This is a genomic window from Streptomyces sp. NPDC058701, from assembly GCF_042715295.1.
Lineage (GTDB): Bacteria > Actinomycetota > Actinomycetes > Streptomycetales > Streptomycetaceae > Streptomyces.
This window is the reverse complement of the sequence record NZ_JBHXSY010000001.1, coordinates 290,199-308,315: the sequence shown is the minus strand read 5'-3', so window position 1 is coordinate 308,315 and position 18,117 is coordinate 290,199. Positions and strand designations below refer to the sequence as shown.

At 74.4% G+C, this 18,117-nt stretch carries 16 protein-coding genes; 8 read left to right on the top strand and 8 right to left on the bottom strand.

Going from position 1 to position 18,117, the window contains the following annotated elements:
- Nucleotides 1-45: 45 nt before the first annotated feature.
- The 5 genes from ACFWW8_RS01425 (at nt 46) to ACFWW8_RS01405 (ending at nt 4,495) form a co-directional block, all read left to right on the top strand.
- The gene (locus ACFWW8_RS01425; RefSeq protein ID WP_386522023.1) at nt 46-1,266 is read left to right on the top strand and encodes an NAD(P)/FAD-dependent oxidoreductase; all 1,221 of its coding nucleotides are present in this window, start codon (nt 46-48) and stop codon (nt 1,264-1,266) included.
- Nucleotides 1,267-1,470: 204 nt separating this feature from the next.
- Complete coding sequence (locus ACFWW8_RS01420; RefSeq protein ID WP_386522020.1) at nt 1,471-1,836, top strand: Rv2175c family DNA-binding protein; 366 nt, start codon at nt 1,471-1,473, stop codon at nt 1,834-1,836.
- Between the two features lie 81 nt (nt 1,837-1,917).
- The gene (gene thiE / locus ACFWW8_RS01415; RefSeq protein ID WP_386522018.1) at nt 1,918-2,553 is read left to right on the top strand and encodes a thiamine phosphate synthase; all 636 of its coding nucleotides are present in this window, start codon (nt 1,918-1,920) and stop codon (nt 2,551-2,553) included.
- 78 nt (nt 2,554-2,631) lie between these two features.
- A complete protein-coding gene (gene metF, locus ACFWW8_RS01410; protein ID WP_386522016.1) occupies nt 2,632-3,546 on the top strand; it encodes a methylenetetrahydrofolate reductase [NAD(P)H] in 915 nt (304 codons plus the stop codon).
- A 49-nt stretch (nt 3,547-3,595) separates the two neighbouring features.
- Nucleotides 3,596-4,495, top strand: a complete 900-nt coding sequence (locus ACFWW8_RS01405; RefSeq protein WP_386522014.1) for a hypothetical protein — start codon at nt 3,596-3,598, stop codon at nt 4,493-4,495.
- Nucleotides 4,496-4,565: 70 nt separating this feature from the next.
- On the opposite strand, the gene ACFWW8_RS01400 is transcribed toward ACFWW8_RS01405, so the two are convergent.
- The 5 genes from ACFWW8_RS01400 to ACFWW8_RS01380 all read right to left on the bottom strand — a co-directional run bounded on the left by ACFWW8_RS01400 (nt 4,566) and on the right by ACFWW8_RS01380 (nt 8,758).
- Nucleotides 4,566-5,993 (bottom strand): phytoene desaturase family protein, encoded by a 1,428-nt coding sequence (locus ACFWW8_RS01400; RefSeq protein WP_386522011.1) that lies wholly within the window; start codon nt 5,991-5,993, stop codon nt 4,566-4,568.
- A gap of 23 nt (nt 5,994-6,016) precedes the next feature.
- Nucleotides 6,017-6,643, bottom strand: coding sequence for a DUF4126 domain-containing protein (locus ACFWW8_RS01395; RefSeq protein ID WP_386522009.1), 627 nt, complete (start codon nt 6,641-6,643; stop codon nt 6,017-6,019).
- Nucleotides 6,644-6,748: 105 nt separating this feature from the next.
- Nucleotides 6,749-7,150 carry a DUF3040 domain-containing protein gene (locus ACFWW8_RS01390; RefSeq protein ID WP_386522007.1) on the bottom strand — a complete coding sequence of 134 codons (402 nt, stop codon included), beginning with the start codon at nt 7,148-7,150 and terminating at the stop codon, nt 6,749-6,751.
- Nucleotides 7,151-7,443: 293 nt separating this feature from the next.
- Nucleotides 7,444-8,202 carry a methyltransferase gene (locus tag ACFWW8_RS01385; protein ID WP_386522006.1) on the bottom strand — a complete coding sequence of 253 codons (759 nt, stop codon included), beginning with the start codon at nt 8,200-8,202 and terminating at the stop codon, nt 7,444-7,446.
- 73 nt (nt 8,203-8,275) lie between these two features.
- Nucleotides 8,276-8,758 (bottom strand): SAV_6107 family HEPN domain-containing protein, encoded by a 483-nt coding sequence (locus ACFWW8_RS01380; RefSeq protein WP_386522004.1) that lies wholly within the window; start codon nt 8,756-8,758, stop codon nt 8,276-8,278.
- Between the two features lie 171 nt (nt 8,759-8,929).
- Between ACFWW8_RS01380 and ACFWW8_RS01375 the strand changes: the two genes are divergently transcribed.
- The 3 genes from ACFWW8_RS01375 to ACFWW8_RS01365 are packed head-to-tail and all read left to right on the top strand — an operon-like array spanning nt 8,930 to nt 12,718.
- Complete coding sequence (locus ACFWW8_RS01375; protein ID WP_386522001.1) at nt 8,930-9,976, top strand: ATP-binding cassette domain-containing protein; 1,047 nt, start codon at nt 8,930-8,932, stop codon at nt 9,974-9,976.
- Entirely contained in the window at nt 9,948-12,035 is a 2,088-nt protein-coding gene (locus ACFWW8_RS01370; RefSeq protein WP_386521998.1) for a YhgE/Pip family protein, read from the top strand. The genes ACFWW8_RS01375 and ACFWW8_RS01370 overlap by 29 nt, the downstream gene beginning before the upstream one ends.
- 44 nt (nt 12,036-12,079) lie before the next feature.
- A complete protein-coding gene (locus ACFWW8_RS01365; protein WP_383900358.1) occupies nt 12,080-12,718 on the top strand; it encodes a TetR/AcrR family transcriptional regulator in 639 nt (212 codons plus the stop codon).
- 587 nt (nt 12,719-13,305) lie between these two features.
- On the opposite strand, the gene ACFWW8_RS01360 is transcribed toward ACFWW8_RS01365, so the two are convergent.
- Genes ACFWW8_RS01360 through ACFWW8_RS01350 form a run of 3 tightly spaced genes read right to left on the bottom strand, consistent with a single transcriptional unit; the run spans nt 13,306 to nt 18,115 of the window.
- Entirely contained in the window at nt 13,306-15,741 is a 2,436-nt protein-coding gene (locus tag ACFWW8_RS01360; RefSeq protein WP_386521995.1) for a transglutaminaseTgpA domain-containing protein, read from the bottom strand.
- Nucleotides 15,738-17,105, bottom strand: coding sequence for a DUF58 domain-containing protein (locus ACFWW8_RS01355; RefSeq protein WP_386521992.1), 1,368 nt, complete (start codon nt 17,103-17,105; stop codon nt 15,738-15,740). The genes ACFWW8_RS01360 and ACFWW8_RS01355 overlap by 4 nt, the downstream gene beginning before the upstream one ends.
- The gene (locus tag ACFWW8_RS01350; protein ID WP_386521989.1) at nt 17,105-18,115 is read right to left on the bottom strand and encodes an AAA family ATPase; all 1,011 of its coding nucleotides are present in this window, start codon (nt 18,113-18,115) and stop codon (nt 17,105-17,107) included. The genes ACFWW8_RS01355 and ACFWW8_RS01350 overlap by 1 nt, the downstream gene beginning before the upstream one ends.
- Nucleotides 18,116-18,117 lie beyond the last annotated feature (2 nt).

Here is an 18,117-nt window from a genome sequence, read left to right as displayed (position 1 = left end):
GCGGCACCTGTTCCTGATGGGCCGTCAGAAGATTAGGGTGGCCGCGTGAGCGAGCAGACGGAACAGACACAGAGCGGCGTCGTCATCGTGGGCGCCGGAATGGCCGGCGTGCAGACCGCGGTCGCCCTGCGGGAGCAGGGCTTCACCGGTCCCGTGACCCTGCTGGGAGCCGAGCCGCACCAGCCCTACGACCGCCCCCCGCTGTCCAAGGCGGTCCTGCTCGGCAAGGCCGAGGACTCCGCCTTCGACGTCGACTTCGAAGGGCTCGGCATCCGGCTCATGCTCGGCACCGAGGTCACCGGGCTGCGGGCCGCCGACCGGGAACTGGACACCGGGTCGGGCCCCGTCCCGTACGACACCCTCGTGCTGGCGACCGGCGCCGTCCCGCTGACCCTGCCCGGCACCGAGGGCGTCCCCGGCGTGCACCTGCTGCGCACCCTCGACGACGCCGCGCGGCTGCGGCCCGTCCTGGCCGCCGCCGACCGCGCGGTCGTCGTCGGGGCCGGCTGGATCGGCGCCGAGTTCGCCACCGCCGCCCGCGAGGCCGGCTGCGCGGTGACCGTGGTCGAAGCGGCCGACCGGGTCCTGGCCGGAGCCCTGCCCGCCGAGGTCGCCGCACCCATGGCCCGCTGGTACGAGGAGGCCGGCGCCGAACTGCTCACCGGCGCCCGCGTCGCCGGGATCGAGGGCGGCCGGGTCCTCCTGGCGGACGGCCGCAGCCTGCCGGCCGGCGCCGTGGTCGTGGGCATCGGCGCCCGTCCGGCCACCGGGTGGCTGGCCGGGAGCGGCGTCGAACTGGGCCCCGACGGCTCGGTCACCGCCGACGCCCACCTGCGCACCTCCCTGCCCGGGGTCTACGCGGTCGGCGACTGCGCCTCCTTCCCCTCCGACCGGTACGGCACCCGCCTCCTCGTCCACCACTGGGACAACGCCCTCCAGGGACCCCGGGCCGTCGCGGCGAACGTCCTGGCGGGGGAGCCCGTCCAGGTCTACGACCCGGTCCCGTACTTCTGGTCGGAGCAGTTCGGCCGGTTCGTCCAGTACGCGGGCCACCACGGCGGCGCCGACACCCTGCTCTGGCGCGGCGACCCGGCCGCACCCGCCTGGTCGGTGTGCTGGCTGCGCGACGGCGCCCTGGTGGCCGTCCTGGCCGTGGGCCGCCCGCGCGACCTCGCACAGGGCCGCAGGCTCATCGAGTCGGGCACCGCACTGGACCCCGACCGGGTCGCCGATCCGGCCGTCCCGCTGAAGGCGACGGCCCGCTGAGGGCTGTCACGCAATCCCTGGCGTCGCGCGCCCGCCAGGGATTGCGGGACAGCCCTCAGGGGGTGTCGTCGAACCCGCTCCTGCCGTGCGGGGCCCTCCGGGCGTACGGAACGACTCCGCCGACACCCCCCGGCCGGCGGCGCCGGTACCCGTACGGGGCCGCCCGGGTACCGGCCGCCAGTCCGAGGTGGCAGGCTTGTACCCGTGACCGAGATTGACGCAAAGATCGATGCCCTTGTCCCCGCCTGGCTGTACCTCCCCGACATCGCGGAGAAGCTGAACATCGAGGTGACGCGGGTCCGCCAGATGGTCAAGGAAGGGCAGCTGATCGCCGTGCGCCGGGGCGAGAACCGCTCCCTGCAGGTGCCGGCCCCCTTCATCGACGGCGACAAGGTCGTCAAGGGCCTCGTGGGCCTCCTGACCGTGCTGCGCGACGACCGCTTCTCCGAGGAGGAGATCCTGGAGTGGCTCTTCACCGAGGACCCGACCCTGCCCGGCACCCCCGTGCAGGCGCTGAGCGAGAATCGCGGCACGGAGGTGAAGCGCCGCGCTCAGGCGCTCGCCCTCTGACCTGAACCGCATCCGCTCCACCGCGGCGTACGGGCCCCGCGAGGCCGCCCGTACGCCGCTTCCATCACGGGGGGTACACCCATGCAGCTGTCCGACGCCCGGCTCTACCTGTGCACGGACGCCCGCAAGCGCCAGGGTGACCTCCCCGAGTTCCTCGACGCGGTCCTGGCCGGGGGCGTGGACATCGTCCAGCTCCGCGACAAGGGCATGGAGGCGGGCGAGGAGCTCGACCACCTCCGGGTGTTCGCCGAGGCCGCGCGGCGCCACGGCAAGCTGCTCGCCGTCAACGACCGCGCGGACGTCGCGCACGCCATCGGCTCCGACGTCCTGCACCTCGGCCAGGGTGACATCCCGGTCCCCGCGGCCCGCGCCGTTCTCGGCGGGCAGGTGCTGATCGGCCGCTCCTGCCACGCCGAGTCCGAGGTGGACGCGGCCGCCGCCGAGCCCGGCGTGGACTACTTCTGCACCGGCCCCTGCTGGCCCACCCCCACCAAGCCCGGCCGGTTCGCCCCCGGCCTCGGGCTCGTCCGGTACGCGGCCTCGCTGGAGCAGGACCGGCCCTGGTTCGCCATCGGCGGCATCGACCGCACGAATCTGGACGAGGTGCTCGACGCCGGCGCCACCCGTGTCGTCGTCGTCCGCGCCCTCACCGAGGCGTCCGACCCCGGCGCCGCTGCCGCCGAGCTCGCGGGGCGGGTCCGCGCCCGCCTCGGCTGACCGGCCGGGCTGTCCAAAAACATGTCCAAAAGACGGACACCGCTTCGGAGTGCGCCGCAGCGCGTCTAACCTGCGGGTATGGCCTCTGGTACCGCTTCCACCTGGTCGGACCGCGCACACACGGTCCGCGAGCTCATCGCGTCCGGGCGCTCGTACTCCTTCGAGTTCTGGGCCCCGAAGACGGAAAAGGGCGAGCGCAACCTCTGGAACGCGCTGCGCCGGGTCGAGGCGGTCGGTCCGAGCTTCGTCTCCGTCACGTACGGGGCCGGCGGCTCCACCCGGGGTGGCACCGTCCGCGCCACCCAGCAGATCGCCGCGGACACCACCCTGACCCCCGTCGCCCACCTCACCGCCGTCGACCACTCGGTGGCCGAGCTGCGCAATGTCATCGGGCAGTTCGCCGACGCGGGCATCCGGAACATGCTGGTCGTGCGCGGAGACCCGCCGGGCGACCCCATGGGCGAGTGGGTGGCGCACCCCGAGGGTGTGCACTACGCCGCGGACCTGGTCCGGCTGGTCAAGGAGTCGGGAGACTTCTGCGTCGGCGTCGCGGCCTTCCCCGAGATGCACCCGCGCTCGACCGACTGGGACACGGACATCCGGCACTTCACGGACAAGTGCCGTGCGGGCGCCGACTATGCGATCACCCAGATGTTCTTCGATCCCGAGAACTACCTCCGCCTGCGCGACAGCGTCGAGAAGGCGGGCTGCGAGACCCCGATCATCCCCGAGGTCATGCCTGTTGTGGGCATCAAGCAGCTCGACCGGCTGCCGCAACTCAGCAACGCGCTCTTCCCCGCGAACGTGAAAGAGCGCATGCTCGCGGTCAAGGACGACCCGGCCGCTGTACGCTCCATTGGCATCGAGTTCGCCACGGAGTTCTGCGCGCGGCTGCTGTCCGAGGGTGTCCCGGGGCTGCACTTCATCACGCTGAACAACTCCACGGCGTCTCTCGAAATCTACGAGAACCTGGGCCTGCACCAGCGGGCCTGATCGGCGGGCCCCGTTGTCGGGCGGTCCGCCGCACCGAGAGGGGCCATGCGTGGGAATGACGGTCCTCTACATCGCGTTCGGCATCGTCGCGCTGTGGCTGCTTGCCGAGGTCCTGATGCAGAACAAGGCCCGGCTCCGCTGGCGCCTGCTCGCGTTCACCGGCTTCCTGGGCGTGGTCGCCGGCGTCGCCCTGCCGTCGGTGCTGGTCATCGGCGCGGGCGCCGCCGCGTTCGCCCTGGGCCAGATCCTGGTGACGCTCTCCTTCCGCAAGGGCTTCGTGGCCGGCTGGGCACTGCGCCGGCGCCGCCCGCAACCGGTACGGCAGTCCGGGCGCCGCAGGTCCGGCAGCCCGCGTCCCCAGCCGGCGCTCCGGGTCACCGCCCTGGAGTACGGCTCCGCGGACGAGTCCGCCGACGCGGCCGCGGAGCAGGGCGCGCCGCGCCGTTCCGGATCCGGGGACGAGGACGTCTACAGCCCGGAGCCGGTCCCCGAGGACACCGGGTCCTACGGCATCCAGAGCTTCACGTCACCCGGCGACGCGGACCGGACGGCCGCGTTCGCCTCGCCGTTCACCACAGCGGAGCAGGACGCCCACCAGTACGCCGCCTCCTACGACCCGGTGGGCCAGTCCGACGGCTACGGCTACGACTACTCCGGCGGCTACCAGGCCGGCGGGCAGCAGCAGGTCTACGCGGCCTACTCGGACCCGTACATCGGCACCGGCGGCGCCGCCCCGGCGCAGGCCTACGACTACAGCGCCTACACCCCCTACCCCGACCAGGGACAGCAGTACTCCATGGACACCCCGCCCGGCGGGGTCTGGGTCCCGCAGCAGCGGACCACCGACCCGGGGGGCCAGCCCTACCCGGGCGAGGAGCAGGCCCAGCCGCCGCAGGAGTACCCCTACCCGCAGCAGGGCGGCGGGGAGTACGGGCAGTACCGCCACTGAGCCGCGGCCGGGGCCGGCGTGCCGGTGACCGGCCGCCGGGTGACCGACTGCCGGGTGAGAGGCCGCCGGGTCACTGGGAGCCGCGGAACTCCGCGCCCTCCACGATCAGTCCGGCCACCAGGGCCCCCGTCATCCCGGCGTGCGCCAGCCCGCCGCCGGGGTGCGCCCAGCCCCCCGCGAGGTACAGCCCGGGCACGGCCGTGGTGTTCGCCGGGTACAGCAGCCGGCCGCCGGCCCCCGCGAGGGCGGGCGCCGGCACCGAGCCGCCCCGCGCACCCGTCGCCGCCTCGACGTCGGCCGGGGTGCGCGCCTCCTGCCACAGCAGCCGCTCCCGCAGGTCCGGTACGGCGGCCGCGGCGAGGTCCAGCAGCTCCTCCGGCCGGGGGCCCGCGCTCGCGTTCCCGGCGGGGCACACGGCGGTCACGGTGACCGCCTCGTGGTCCGCGTCGGGCCGGGTCGCCGGGTCGTCGGGCCGCAGCACCGTGGCGAGCACCCCGGGGGAGTGCACGAGGGTGCGGTGCACCGCGTCCGCGGGCCGGGCGCCGCGCAGGGCGAGCAGGAGCGTCAGCCGGCTGGGCACGCCCTCCCCGCGTACGGGCACGCCCTCCGGCGGCCGGGGCAGGAAGGACTCCGGGAGCAGCCTGGGGTCGACCGCGCACACCACGGAGTCAGCGGCCGCCTCGGTACCGTCCGCCAGCAGCAGCCCCGCCGCCCGGCCGCCGCGCACCAGGACCTCGCGGACCTCCGCGCCGAAGACGAACTCCACTTTCCGCTCGCGGCAGCGCTCGTACACGGCGGTGGCCAGGGCCCGCATCCCGCCGCGGACGTACCAGCTGCCGAACGTCTGCTCCATGTAGGGCAGGACGGCCGCCGAGCCGGGTGCCCGCCCGGGAGCGATCCCGTACGAGGCCACCAGCCCGGTCAGCAGCTCGCCCAGTCCGCCGCCGAGCTCGCGCGCGGCCACCTCGGCCAGGGTCGGCGGCCGGCGCCGCAGCAGGCCGCTCCGGCGCAGGGCGGGGTACGGGTCGCTGCCCAGGGCTTGCGGGCCGGCGCGCAGCGGCTCCTCCAGCAGCGGGCGGCGGGTGGCGTCCCAGGCGTCCCGGGCGCGGCCCAGCACGCCGTTCCAGCGCTCTCCCGCGCCGGAGCCGAAGGCCCCGTCGAGGGCGGCGGCGACCCCGCCGCGCGAGGCACCGGGCAGGGTGACGTCGACGCCGGAGGCGGGCAGCAGGTGCCGGGCCGAGGGGTCCAGCTGGACCAGGTCGACGCAGGTCTCCAGCGGCCGCTTGCCGGTCTTCACGAACAGGTCGCGGTAGACGGCGGGCAGGTGCAGCAGGCCGGGCCCGGTGTCGAAGGCGAAGCCCCCGCGTTCATGGCGCCCGACGGCTCCGCCGTACGTGGTGCCGCGCTCGTACACCGTCACCCGGTGCCCCGCCACGGCCAGTCGGGCCGCCGTCGCCATCGCGCCCATCCCGGCGCCGATCACCGCAATTCGTGCCATGCGGCCGAGCCTATCGAGCGAGGTCAGCCGGGTGGCGCGGTGGTGTGGGTACGGACCTCGGCGGCGAGCCGCTTCTCCTCGCGGCGCTGTGCCCGGCGGCGCAGGAAGCGGCGGATGCGGCTCCAGAGGAAGAACAGTATGGCCAGCCCGGCGACGAGCAGGACGGCCGCGATGATCGCGGCGGCCTGCGGGTTGAACATGGCGAAGGTGAGGATGCCTGCCACGCCGAGGTCCTCGGCGGTGCTCACCACGATGTTGCTGAACGGCTCGGGCGAGGTGTTGATCGCCATCCTGGTGCCGGCTTTGACGAAATGGCTGGCCAGGGCCGTGGTGCCGCCGACGGTACCGGCGGCGATGTCGGAGAGCGAACCGCTCTGCCCGGCCAGCAGCGCGCCCACGACGGCTCCGGCCAGCGGGCGGATCACGGTGTGGGCGGCGTCCCAGACGGTGTCCAGGTACGGGATCTTGTCGGCGACGGCCTCGCACAGGAACAGCACCGCCGCGACGATCAGCACGTCGGTGCGTTGCAACGACGCGGGGACCTCGTCGGTCAGTCCGGTCGCGCCGAAGACGCCGAGCAGGAGGACCACGGCATAAGCGTTGATCCCGCTGGCCCAGCCGCTGGTGAAGACCAGGGGGAGCACACTCACCGGGTCATCATGCCGCAGAAAACGGGGACCGGCGGGCGCAACGCAGAACAGTGAGGGGACGGCCGCCCGCAGGCGGCCGTCCCCTCACCCTCGTTGTGTGCGGGGCTACTGCCCCTGCTCGTCACGGCGGCGCTGCCACCGTTCCTCGATGCGGGTCATCATCGACCGACGCTGCCGGTTCTGGCCGTGGGCCGAACCGCCTGCACTGCCGGAGACGGGCTGCTCGCCGGGCTTGGGTGCCTTGCGCCAACCGGTGACCACGAGGACCGTACAGGCCAGCATGACGAGGAATCCCACCACGCTGATCCAGAGCACGTCCTGCCAGATCACGCCGGTCATGAGGAGCGCGATACCCACCACAATGCCAGCGACTGCCTGGTACACCCGGCGACGGGTGTACGTACGCAGTCCGCTTCCCTCGAGCGCTGTCGCGAACTTGGGATCTTCGGCGTACAGCGCTCGCTCCATCTGCTCGAGCATGCGCTGCTCGTGCTCCGAGAGCGGCACGGGAGTCCTCCTCATCCGTCGGTCGCGGGGGTGGCGACCAGGGGTCCCCTTCAGGATAGGCGGGGAATCGCCCCCGTGATACCCGCCCTCTATGCCACGTTCTTAAAACAGCTTCAGCCTCAAAATAGCCCAGCCACCGCACCGCTGCGCGAACGGAACCGCCGCGGGGGCGGTCATTGAGGCGCTCATTCCCCAACGGCGCGTCCACCATGCCGGTCACTGCACCCGATCATACGGGGCCGAGCGCCGGATCGGAGGGCGAGTGGCCGACTCCGTCCCCGGAAGATCGCAGATCAGGACTGCTTCGCGCCCAGGACGTGCAGTTGGGTGGCGACCGCGTGGAAGGCCGGCAGCTCGGCGGCGGCCTCCTCCAGGCGCAGCAGCGCCTCCACCGCGCCGGGCTCCGTGTCCACCAGGACCCCCGGTACGAGGTCGGCGAAGATCCGTACGCCGTGCACCGCGCCGACCGCCAGGCCGGCCCCGCCGACGAGCTCCGAGAGCTGCTCGGCGGTGAAGCGGCGCGGCACCGGGTCGCCGGAGCCCCACCGCCCGGCCGGGTCGGTGAGGGCGGTGCGGGCCTCGGTGAAGTGTCCGGCCAGGGCGCGGGCGAGAACGGCCCCGCCGAGGCCGGCGGCGAGCAGGCTGAGGACCCCGCCGGGGCGCAGGGCCGCGACCGCGTTGGCCACGCCCTCGGCCGGGTCGTCCACGTACTCCAGCACGCCGTGGCAGAGGACCACGTCGTACGCGTCGCGGTCGACCACGTCCAGCAGGCCCTGGGCGTCGCCCTGGACCCCGCGCACCAGGTCGGCCACGCCGGCCTCGGCCACCCGGCGCTCCAGCCCGAACAGCGCGTTCGGGCTGGGGTCGACCACGGTGACCCGGTGGCCCAGGCGGGCCACCGGGACGGCGAACTTGCCGGTGCCGCCGCCGGTGTCGAGCACGTCCAGCACGTCCCGCCCGGTCGCCTTGACCCGGCGGTCGAGCGCCTCCTTGAGGACCTCCCACACCACGGCGGTGCGGAGGGAGGCACGGGGGCGGGAAGTGTCCGACACGGCTGATGGCTCCTCGGCGCGGTAAGGGTGAGCGGTCAGTGCCCCACCCTATTGCCTTCCCCGGCCGGGCAGCTCATCCCGCGTCCGGACGCTCCGGACGCGGCTGCGGCAGGGTCTGCGGGGGTGGCTGGACGGCCAGCATCCGCTCGACCAGGCGCAGGAACATCGACACCGCACGCACGAGGTCGTCCGCGTCCCGGCCGCTCGCCGCGTCCGCTATCCCCGCCTCGGCCCGGGCCCGGCGGTCGGCGCCGGACGCGAACAGGGCGCTCCACTCGGCCAGCTCCGGTGCTATCTCCGGCAGCACCTCCCAGGCGCTGCGGATGCGGGGCCGCCGGCGCGGGTGCACCGGCTCCGGCCGGCCGCGCGCGGCGAGCACGGCCGCGGCGGTGCGCAGCGCGGCGAGGTGGGCGGTGGCGTACCGCTCGTTGGGACGGGACAGCTGCGCCGCCTCCGCCAGGCCGTCGCGCGCCTTGGCGAGCAGATCGACGGCGGCCGGTGGGGCTGCCGACTTGCGCAGGACGGGGTGGACAGGGGACGGGGACGGTGTGGCCATGACGAACCTCCTGTCGTTGCGTAGCCCCATCGTGACGGGGGCCACTGACAATCGCGCTGACCTGCGGGTACGCGAGTGACAGACCGACAACTACCCCCTGCTGCGCACCTGATGCGGAAGAAGGTGCTAGTTTTTGAACTGACCGGTCAGTTCAAAACGAAGGGGGACGGCGTGGACAGCCCGCACGGCGCGTCCGTGAAAGCCGAGGACTTCGGACTCAAGGGACCCCGCGGCTGGGCCTTCCGGGGCGTCGGCGTCGACGCGGCGCCCGGCTCGCTCATCGTGGTCGAGGGCCCCTCCGGCAGCGGGCGGACCTGCCTGCTCCTCGCGCTCACCGGACGGATGAAGGCCACCGAGGGCCACGCCGAGATCGGCCGTCACCGGTTGCCGAAGAAGATGGCCGCGGTCCGCCGCATCGCCGCCCTCGGCCCGGTCCCCGGGGTCAACGACCTCGACCAGGCCCTCACCGTCGCCGAGCAGCTGCGTGAGGGGGCCCTGCTCCAGCGCCGCTACGACGGCCCGGTCCGCGCCCTGTTGCGCCCCCGGGCCGAGCGCAAGGCCCGCGCACGGGCCCGGATCGACGACGCCCTCGCCGCCGCCGGGCTGGACCTGGCGACCCTGCCGAAGGGACCGCGCACCTCGGTGCGGGACCTGGAACGGCTGGAGTACGTACGGCTGTCCGTGGCCATCGCCCTGCTGTGCTCGCCGCGCCTGCTGGCCCTGGACGACCTCGACCTCAAGCTCTCGGATGCCGAGCGCGCCGAGGCCTGGACCCTGCTCCGCTCGATCGCCGCCCGCGGGACCACGGTTCTCGCGGTCAGCAGGGAGGCCCCGGACGACGCGGTCGTCCTGCGCACCGGCCCCGCGCAGCAGGAGGCGCCCGCCGAGCCGGCCGCCGCCGAGCCCGCCGAGCCCGCCGAGCCCGACGCGGCGCCGCGGGCCCGCCGGGCCGCCGACGACGCCAAGGTCACGTGGGGGGCGGCCGGGCGGAAGGGCGCCGCCTCCGGTGACGACGACGGCGACGAGGCGTCGAAGGCCGCCGAGTCCGAGGCCGACGCCGGCACCGAGAAGGCAGCCGACGCCGGCACCGAGAAGGCAGCCGACGCCGAGAACGACGCCGAGAACGACGCCGAGAGCGGCACCGAGGACGACGCCGAGAACGGCACCGACGACACGAAGGGGGCGGACGATGCGATCGCCGAAGCTGGCCGCGCTTGAGCTCAAACGGTTCGGGCGGGGGAAGCTGCCCCGCGCCGCCCTTGTCGCGCTGCTCCTGCTGCCCCTGCTCTACGGAGCCCTGTACCTGTGGTCCTTCTGGGACCCGTACAGCCGGCTCGACAAGGTGCCCGTTGCCCTCGTCAACTCCGACCGGGGCGCCACCGTCGACGGCAAGCAGCTCGACGCCGGCGGCGAGATAACGAAGAAGCTCCACGACAGCAAGACCTTCGACTGGCGCGAGGTGAGCGCCGAGCAGGCGGAGAAGGGGCTGGAGGACGGGACGTACTACCTCTCCCTCACCATGCCCGCCGACTTCAGCGCGAAGATCGCCTCCAGCTCCGGCGAGGACCCCACCACCGGGGCCCTCCAGGTGCGCACCAACGACGCCAACAACTACATCGTCGGCTCGATCTCCCGCACGGTCTTCGCCGAGGTCCGCTCCGCGGCGTCCACCAACGCCTCCCGCGGCTTCCTCGACAAGATCTTCGTCTCCTTCTCCGACCTGCACGACAAGACGGCCGAGGCCGCCGACGGCGCCGACAAGCTCAAGGACGGGGCGGGCAAGGCCAAGGAGGGCGCGAAGGAGCTCGCCGACGGCCTCGACACGGCCAAGGAGAAGACCGGCGAGCTGACCGGGGGCCTGCAGAAGCTCAACACGGCCGCCGCCAAGCTGCAGACCGGCACCAAGGACGTCGCCGACGGCACCCAGAAGGTCGCCGACACGGTCAACGGCGTGTCCGAGAAGGCCAAGCCGTTCCTCAAGGACCCCAAGCAGCTCGCCGCCAGCGCCGAACTGGTCGCCGACGCCGCCGGGGTGGTCAACAGCCACTTCGACAAGATCGCCGAGAAGGCCCCGCTCGCCGCCACCCGCACCAGGCAGGTCGCCTCGGGCCTGGACTCGTACTACACGAAGCGCTGCCTCACCCCCGGGGTCGACCCGCTCCTCGCCTCCTGCGCCGACCTGAAGAAGGTCAAGGACGACGCCGCGCAGGCCGCCGAGCTCAGCGGCGACGTCGACACCCTGGTCAAGGGCGCCAACGGCGACCTCAGCACCCTCAAGAAGCAGCTGACCGACCTGGAGAAGCAGGCCCGTCTCGTCGTCGAGCGGGCGCCCGCCCTCTCCACCGACATCGACGCCGCCGTCACCCAGGTGAACGCCCTCAACAAGGGCGCCCACCAGGTCGCCGCCGGCATGGCCCAGCTGCACACCGGCCTCGGCTCCGCCACCACCGGCTCCGGCAAGATCGACGCCGGCGTCGGCAAGCTCGGCGACGGCGCGCACAGCCTCGACGGCGGCATCTACAAGCTCGTCGACGGCAGCGGAGAGCTCGCCGGAGGCCTGCACGACGGCGTCGGCAAGATCCCCGACTACGACCAGCAGCAGCGCGACGCCCGCACCGAGGTCATGGCCGACCCGGTCCAGCTGGCCAACCAGTCCCTGCACAAGGCCCCCAACTACGGCACCGGCTTCGCGCCCTACTTCATCCCGCTGTCCCTCTGGGTCGGCGCGATGGTCGCCTACATGCTCATCGCCCCCATGAACCGGCGGGCCCTGTCCGCCGGCGCCTCGCCCTGGCGGATCGCCCTCGCCGGCTGGCTGCCCGTGGCGGGCCTCGGCGCCGCGCAGGTGGGCCTGCTGATGGCCGTGCTCCACTGGGGCCTCGGCCTGGAGATGGAGCGGCCGGCGCTCACCGTCGGCTTCCTGTTCCTGGTCACCGGCTGCTTCGCGGCGATCGTCCAGTGGCTGAACGCCAAGTTCGGCGCCGCCGGACGCATCCTGGTCCTGGCCGTCCTGATGCTCCAGCTGACGTCGGCGGGCGGTACCTACCCCGTTCAGACCAGTCCCGGCTTCTTCAACGCGATCCACCCGTACCTGCCGATGTCGTACGTCGTCGAGAGCCTGCGGCGCCTCATCACCGGCGGGGACCTCACCCCGGTGTGGCAGGGCTGCGCCGTGCTGACCGCGTTCACCGTGGGGGCGCTGACCCTCACCGCGCTCGCGGCCCGCGGCAAGCAGGTGTGGACCATGGACCGGCTGCACCCGGAACTGAGCCTGTAGCACCGAGCCCGTGGGGGATGTGTCGACCTGTGAGAATCAGCGCCATGGAAAGCAGCAGCACCGGTACGGGCGGCACGGTCACCGGCGGCCGACGCCAGGCCACCCGGCAGAAGCTCTACGAAGCGGCCGTGACCCTCATCGCCGAGAAGGGCTTCTCGGCGACCACGGTCGAGGAGATCGCCGAGCGGGCGGGCGTGGCCAAGGGCACCGTCTACTACAACTTCGCCAGCAAGAACGACCTGTTCGAGGAGCTGCTGCGGCACGGGGTCGGACTGCTGACCGTCTCGCTGCGGACGGCGGCGGAGGAGACCGAGGCCCGGGGCGGCACCCGGGTCGAGGCGCTCGACGCGATGATCCGGGCCGGCCTCGTCTTCATCGACCGCTACCCGGCCTTCACCCAGCTGTACGTGGCCGAGCTGTGGCGGACCAACCGGACCTGGCAGTCCACGCTCATGGTGGTCCGCCGGGAGGCGGTGGCCGTCGTCGAGACCGTGCTGCGCGAGGGCGTCGAGCGCGGTGAGCTGAGCGCCGAGATCGACGTCCCGCTCACGGCGGCCGCGATGGTCGGGATGGTGCTGGTGGCCGCCCTGGACTGGCAGTCCTTCCAGAGCGAGCGGTCGCTGGACGACGTCCACTCCGCCCTGTCCCTGCTGCTGCGGGGCCGGGTCAGCGGAAACCGCTGACCCGGCGGCCCGGACGACCCGCCCGCGGGCCCGCGGTGCCCCCCGGTCGGCGGTGCCGTCCCGGGGCGGCGGCCCGTAGAACTGGTGGGGCCCGCCGCGGCGTCTGAGTACCCGTACTCAGACACGGAGATGAGTACGCGCGCGGATGGGCCCCCACCTGCGCGGACGGCAGACTGGGGGCAACGGACAGGAGACCCGGTCCGCACCGCGGACACGGGGCCGCGGAGCGGACCGGGCCCCTCCTCCGTGACCGGGCGGGGGAACCGGTGACGCGGTACGCGGACGCGGCGGGGCTCGGGGGGATCGAGCCCCGCCGCGTCCGTGCGTTCACCCCCGGCCGCAGCGGGGCGGGCCCCGCCGTACCCGTGCCACGGCGTCCGTGGCACAGCTTCCGTGCCACGGCGCCCGCGTCGCAGCTCCCGTGCCTCCGCGCCCCTGCCGCCGTGCCCGCGACGCCGCGCCCCCTGCCGCCGTGCCCGCACGCCGTGCCCGCGCCCGGTGCTCCGGGAGCGGACGCCCCCGTACGGCGGCGGGGCCGGACCGCGTCCCGCGCGATCCGGCCCCGCCCGCCCCGCCTCCGCACGGCCTCAGCCGCGCCCCCGCAGGGGCAGCCGCAACCGGCCGGCCGCCAGCCTGACCGGCGCCAGCCGGGCCGCGACCGCCGAGGCCAGTGCCGCCCGGCGGGCGGACACCGCCCAGGACACCCGGGCCGCCGAGCGCGGCAGCAGCAGTGCCCGCAGCCGCCCGCCGCGGCCGGTTCCGGCCAGCAGCCCGGCCCGGGCCAGCAGCACGTCGTCCGCCAGTCCCGGGTACGGCGCCCGCGCGCCCGGCGGCGCGTACAGCTCCCGTTCCACGGCGCCCGCGACCCGGTGGACCGCCGCGGCGGCCTCCGGCTCCAGCGCGCCCAGCTCCACGACGCGGGCCGCGGCCCGGCGCGGGGACAGCGCCCCGTCCGGCGGCACACCCACGTCCCAGGCGGTGTCGCGCAGCTCCCGCCAGGCCGCCGGCACCTCACCGGTGCCCAGCCGGCGGGCCCGCGCCCTGGTCCGCCACAGCAGCGGGAGCAGTGGGAGCCCCAGGACCACCACCGCGGCCGCGACCCAGCCGAGCACGGCCAGCGGGGAGATCCCGCCCCCGCCCGAGGCGTTCTGCTGGAGCACCGGGCCGCCGCACTCGCCGAGCCTCTTCAGCTCCGGCGGGCATTCCTCGGACGCGGACGGCGCCGGCGCGGGGGCCGACGCGCCCGTCGAGGGCAGCGGCGCGGGCGCCGACGGCTGGGCCACCGGGGCCTGCGGCCGGGAGTAGTCCGGCACCGAGATGCCCGACCGCGGCGTGGGCTCGAACCGGGTCCAGCCCACGCCCTCGAAGTACAGCTCCGGCCAGGCGTGCGCGTCCCGCATCGTCACGTTCACGCTGCCGTCCGACTGCCGCTCGCCGGGGGTGAAGCCGACCGCGACCCGCGCCGGGATGCCGAGCGAGCGGGACATCGCCGCCATCGAGAACGCGAAGTGGACGCAGAAGCCCTCCTTCTCGTCCAGGAAGCGGGCGACGGCCTGCGAGCCCGTCCCCGAGGCGGTCTTCGTGTTGTAACGGAAGCCACCGCTCACGGCGAAGTAGTCCTGCAGCTTCACGGCCCGCGTGTAGTCGTCCCGCGCGCCCTGCGTGACCTGGCGCGCCGTCTCCCCGACCACCGGGGGCAGCGTGTCCGGCAGCTTCGTGTACTCGGCCTGGACGGCCGCGTTCGGGGCGGGGGCGTTCTGCAGCTGCCGGGCCGTCGGCTTCAGCAGCAGGCTCCGTACGGTGTACCGCGCGCCCTGGACGTTCTGGAAGCGCTCCTTGCCCAGCTGGTCCCCGACCAGGGTCCGGCCGGTCGGCTCGAAGCGCCACCTGCCGCCGATCTCGACCGCCGTCGCCGGGTACGGCATCGGGAGGTAGCGCTGGCTGTAGCCCTCGGCCGCCGAGACGCTGGTCTGCACCTCCTGCGCGCCCTGGCGGACCTGCTCGCCGAGACCGGGCGGGTTCGGCAGCCGCTCGGGCACATCGGTCAGTGCCCTGCCCGAGGCCTCCCACTTGACCCCGTTGAACTCGTCGAGTGCCAGGATCCGCAGGTACTGCTCGCCCTGCTGCGGGCTGTCCGTCCGGTACTTCAGCACCACCCGGTTGTCCTGCGCGTTCAGGCTGTTCTGCAGCGACACCAGCGGGTTGACCGCCGAGATCGTGCCGCCCGTTCCGCCACCGCTCCCGTCACCGCCGCCCTGCGGGCCCATCAGCCCGCTGCCGAGCGCGGGCAGCAGCGCGGGCACCACCAGGGCCAGGCCCAGGGCCGTCACGCCGATCCGCCGCCCGGTCCGCCCGGGCGCCGTCGCCCGGCCGCCGCCCGGTCCCGCGCCGAGGCCCGAGGCGGCCGAGACCCGGCCGGGCGGGGCCCCGCCGAAGACGCGCCCCCACTGCGCCAGCCGGTCGCGGCCCTCGCTCAGCAGCATCATCAGGTACCCGCAGCCCGCCAGCAGGAAGGAGACCCAGGAGGCCCGGCCCCCGCCCGACAGGCCCGCGGCCACCGAGTACAGCGCGAGCAGCGGCAGCCCGGCCGCCGCGGCGGCGCGCATGGTCACCGCCAGCAGGTCCACCAGAAGCCCGATCAGCAGCACCCCGGAGACCAGCAGCAGCCGGATGCCGTCGGTCAGCGGGGCGGGGATCGCGTACTCGCCGACGTCGAGGGCGCCCTGCCGGAACAGCGCCCCGAAGTCCGTCACCAGGTAGGCCACCGGGCCGGACCCGCCGGAACCGGCCCTGCCGCCGAAGAGGAGCGCGAGCAGCAGCAGCGACACCAGCAGCTGCGCGGCCACGGTCAGCGACCGCGCCAGCGGCACCCGCCGCGCCCCGGCGCCCACCGCGCTCTGCACCGCCAGCAGCAGCGCCGCCTGCAGCAGCCAGGTCGCCGACTCCACCAGCGGGGCCAGCGACCACGAGGTGAGCAGCGTCGCCAGTGCCGCGAACAGCGTCAGTCTCGCGCGCCCGCTCATCCCCGACCTCCGGTGGTACCCGGGCCGGTCGGAGTCCTTCCGGCCTGTCTCCACAGCTCGCCGAAGGCGACCCCGGGCGGGGCGGCCAGTGCCGTCCAGCCCGCGTCGCGCAGCCTGCGCAGCCGTTCCTCGACGGGGGGCAGCGCGTGCTCCTGTGCCGGACGGCCCGCCCAGGTGGCGGAGTCCAGCACGAAGGCCACGGCGGCCCCGGCGCGCTGGCGCATCCTGGCGGCCAGCTCCGTCTGTACGTCGTCCAGGTCGCCGAGGAAGGCCACGAGCAGCCCGTCCCCGGCGTTGCCGCCGAAGCCGCTGCCGCGCACCGCGTCGTGGGCCCGCGAGAGCCCGGCGCCGTCGGAGTGGCCGACCACGGCGAGGGTGTCCATCATCAGTCCGGCGGCCGTGGCGGAGTCCTGCCCGCCGGAGGCGGAGAACCCGCCGCTGCCGCCCTCGCCGGGCACCGAGTCGCCGGTGTCCGTGAGGAGCCGCACCGAGAAGCCCCGCTCCAGGAGGTGCACCAGGGTCGAGGCGGCCCCGGACACCGCCCACTCGAACGCCGAGTCGGGGCCCGCCCCCTCGAAGGCCAGGCGCCGGGTGTCCAGCAGGACGGTCGCCCGGCTGCGCTGCGGCTGCTCCTCGCGGCGCACCATCAGCTCGCCGTACCGCGCGGTGGAGCGCCAGTGGACCCGGCGCAGGTCGTCGCCGCGCCGGTAGCCGCGGGGGATCACGTCGTCCTCGCCCGCCAGGGCCAGCGAGCGTCGGCTGCCGTCGCCGTAGCCGGACGCCTCGCCCCCCAGGCGGACGGGGGGCAGCGGCTCGGTGCGCGGGATGACGGTGAGGGTGTCGTACGCGGAGAACGAGCGGGTCAGCTCGACCAGCCCGAAGGGGTCGCTGAGCCGCAGCTGGAGCGGGCCCAGAGGGTAGCGGCCGCGCAGGTCGGAACGGACCCGGTAGGACACCTCGCGGCGCCCGCCGGGCTCGACCCGGTCCAGCACGAACCGGGGGCGCGGGCCCAGCACGTACGGCACCCGGTCCTGCAGCATGAGCAGGCCGGTGGGAAGGCGGGAGACGTTGTCCAGGCGCAGCTGGACCCGGGACTCGGCGCCCGCGGAGACCCGCCCGGGGGTGAGCCGGCGGCTGCCCGACACCCGGTAGCGGGTCCGGTGCAGCGCCAGGACGCAGATCAGCGGCAGCGTGGCCAGCAGCAGCCCGACCCGGAGCAGTTCGCCCTGTCCCAGTACGTACGCACAGGCGGCGGCGGCGATCCCGGCGGCCAGGAACGAGCGGCCGCGCGTGGTCAGCCCGGACAGCGACGCGCGCAGCCCGCCGGCGCCGCGGCCTCCCTCCGCCGGGCCACCGGCGTCCATCAGAAGCCCCGGATGCCGGCGCCGGGCGGCATCTCGCCGCGGGCGTGCGCCGCGGGCACGGGGGTGCGCTGCAGGATGTCCTGGACGACCTGCTCGGCGGTGCGCCGGTTCAGCTGGGCCTGCGCGGTGGGCAGCAGCCGGTGCGCCAGCACCGGGGAGGCCAGCGCCTGCACGTCGTCGGGCAGCACGTACTCCCGGCCGGAGAGCGCGGCGGAGGCCTTCACCGCGCGCAGCAGGTGCAGGGTGGCGCGGGGGGAGGCGCCCAGGCGCAGGTCAGGGTGGCTGCGGGTGGCCGAGACCAGGTCGACGACGTAGCGCCGGACGGGCTCGGCGACGTACACCTCGCGGACGGCCTCGATCAGCTTGACGATGTCGTGCGCGTGCGCGACGGCCGTGAGGTCGTCGAGCGGGGAGAGACCGCCGTGCACGTCGAGCATCTGGAGCTCGGCCTCGGGGCTCGGGTAGCCGACGGAGACGCGGGCCATGAAGCGGTCGCGCTGCGCCTCGGGGAGCGGGTAGGTGCCCTCCATCTCCACCGGGTTCTGGGTGGCGACGACCATGAAGGGGGTCGGCAGCGCGTACGTGGTGCCGTCGACGGTGACCTGGTGCTCCTCCATCGACTCCAGCAGCGCGGACTGGGTCTTGGGCGAGGCGCGGTTGATCTCGTCGCCGATGACGATCTGCGCGAAGATCGCGCCCGGCTTGAACTCGAACTCGCGCCGCTGCTGGTCGTAGATGCTCACGCCGGTGATGTCGGAGGGCAGCAGGTCCGGGGTGAACTGGATGCGCTGCACCGAGCAGTCGATGGACTTGGCGAGCGTCTTGGCGAGCATGGTCTTGCCGACGCCGGGGACGTCCTCGATCAGCAGGTGCCCCTCGGCGAGCAGGACGGTCAGCGCGAGGCGCACGACCTCCGGCTTGCCCTCGATCACGCTTTCGACCGACTGGCGCACGCGCTCCGCCGTGCTGGTCAGATCCGCGAGGCTCGCTCGGTCGTCATACGTCGTCACCT